At 59.2% G+C, this 1,808-nt stretch carries 3 protein-coding genes; 1 reads left to right on the plus strand and 2 read right to left on the minus strand.

Annotated features, from left to right (window positions below):
- Window positions 1–65: 65 nt before the first annotated feature.
- Window positions 66–470: a hypothetical protein gene (locus tag GIW04_RS30395; RefSeq protein WP_003188287.1), complete on the minus strand. Its 405-nt coding sequence runs from the start codon at window positions 468–470 to the stop codon at window positions 66–68.
- A gap of 138 nt (window positions 471–608) precedes the next feature.
- Between GIW04_RS30395 and can the strand changes: the two genes are divergently transcribed.
- Complete coding sequence (gene can, locus GIW04_RS30400) at window positions 609–1,253, plus strand: carbonate dehydratase (RefSeq protein ID WP_003188288.1); 645 nt, start codon at window positions 609–611, stop codon at window positions 1,251–1,253.
- Here the strand turns inward: can and GIW04_RS30405 are convergent.
- Complete coding sequence (locus GIW04_RS30405; protein ID WP_003188291.1) at window positions 1,250–1,774, minus strand: SET domain-containing protein-lysine N-methyltransferase; 525 nt, start codon at window positions 1,772–1,774, stop codon at window positions 1,250–1,252. The two genes, can and GIW04_RS30405, sit on opposite strands and share 4 nt — an antisense overlap.
- Between the last annotated feature and the right edge of the window lie 34 nt (window positions 1,775–1,808).

A 1,808-nucleotide genomic window follows, 5' to 3' on the forward strand; every position in this document is an offset into this window, starting at 1 on the left:
ATATCTACACGCGACAGACTCCGGCGGAGGCGTAAGATGTGAATAAGGGACAGCGGCCCACAGGGTCAGCGCTTGCGGTTCAGTGGGTCCAGATCAGCCAGTTCCGCCTCATCCAATCCATTCCCGCCGCCAATGTCATTTTCCCCCACGACGCTCAAGTCATAGTCGGCGGCATTGTCTTCACCTTCCTCCTGCGCATCCCGAGCGCCATCCTCGTGGATCAGCGTTTCCGGGCTCATATCGTCATCGGTCGATTCATGATCATCGGTAGAAGCCCCGGTCATCCCGGCTTCGCGCACCCGTTCGTCGGGCATCAGGTGCTCGCGCTCGCCACGCGGGATTTCATCGCCGATTTCCGCTGTCTGGTCCTCTTCGTCAAAATCCAGCTCGCGCATCTCACCCATGCGGTCTTCGTTGTCATCGATCGGTTCCGGCTGTGTTGCGCCGTAGGGACGTCGTGATTCAGTCATGGCCAATCCTCATACTGTGGGGCTTATAGTGTGTGGACAGGCATGGCAGCCAAAAAATTCAAGCTAATTAGCGCCTGGCGTGACCCGAACGAGGGCTTGTCAGTCACAAAACTGCGCATCATTCCTGAGGCTTCCCTGATGAACGAACTACAAGACCTGCTTGATAACAACGAACGCTGGGCGGATGCGATCAAACAGGAAGATCCCGAATTCTTCGCCAAGCTCGCCCGCCAGCAAACCCCGGAATACCTGTGGATCGGCTGTTCCGACGCCCGTGTACCGGCCAACGAGATCGTCGGCATGTTGCCTGGTGATCTGTTCGTGCACCGCAACGTCGCCAACGTGGTGCTGCACACCGACCTCAATTGCCTGTCGGTAATCCAGTACGCGGTGGATGTGCTCAAGGTCAAACACATCCTCGTCACCGGCCACTACGGTTGTGGTGGCGTGCGTGCGTCGATGCAGGACCGCCAGTTCGGCCTGATCGACGGCTGGTTGCGCACCATTCGCGACCTGTACTACGAAAACCGCGATGTGCTGGCCCAGTTGCCGACCGAAGAAGAGCGCGTAGACCGCATGTGCGAGCTCAATGTGATCCAGCAGGTGGCCAACGTCGGCCATACCAGCATTGTGCAAAATGCCTGGCACCGTGGGCAGAGCCTGTCGATCCATGGCTGCATCTATGGCATCAAGGACGGTCGCTGGAAGAGTTTGAACACCACCATCAGTGGCTTCGAGCAACTGCCGCCGCAATACCGCCTGCGCCCGTTGGGCGAAGCCTAAGGTCGTTTGTGCTCACGCCACCAGGCCATGAAGGCCTGGCCTTCGGCGTTCAGCGGCTCCTTGCTGCCGGTGATCCAGCCCCGGCAGTTCAGCTCGCCGCAATGGCAAGCGAACTGCCGGGCCAGTGTGTCTTCGGTAGTGGCGTAATCCAGGGTCAGCAGGCTACCGGCGTGGATGGGTTGCACCGTCCATAGTTCCAGGTACGTGGTGTCTAGAAACACGTTCGGGTTGCAGGAGTGCTGTAACAGGCCGCAGAACCAACAATCGTACAAGTGGATGCGGGGTGACAGCTGCAGCGTGTGCGGGCGACGTTCGCTCACGGCATAACCGGAAACCTGGGCAATGCGCGTGCGACTCTCAAAGGCCACGCGGGCCGTGACCCTGGCCGCAATCCCTTCAGCCTCTTGCTTGACCTCAAAGTGCTCGGTCGAGGGGTAACCCTGTTCCACGAGCAGCGTCTTGAAGGGATAGAGGCCGTCATTCACAGCCGTTTTAGCCTTATCCATGGCTCGAGTTTTCATCACTCTCCTGAGCGGGGCTGCATGGACCTGCGGG

This window comes from Pseudomonas sp. PA-4-8C (genome assembly GCF_021606625.1).
GTDB classification, from domain to species: domain Bacteria; phylum Pseudomonadota; class Gammaproteobacteria; order Pseudomonadales; family Pseudomonadaceae; genus Aquipseudomonas; species Aquipseudomonas lactis.

Bases quoted from the DNA above. Each gene is read 5' to 3' on its own strand.
- GIW04_RS30395 (WP_003188287.1), bottom strand. From the start codon at position 470: ATGACTGAATCACGACGTCCCTACGGCGCAACACAGCCGGAACCGATC.
- can (WP_003188288.1), top strand. From the start codon at position 609: ATGAACGAACTACAAGACCTGCTTGATAACAACGAACGCTGGGCGGAT.
- GIW04_RS30405 (WP_003188291.1), bottom strand. From the start codon at position 1,774: ATGAAAACTCGAGCCATGGATAAGGCTAAAACGGCTGTGAATGACGGC.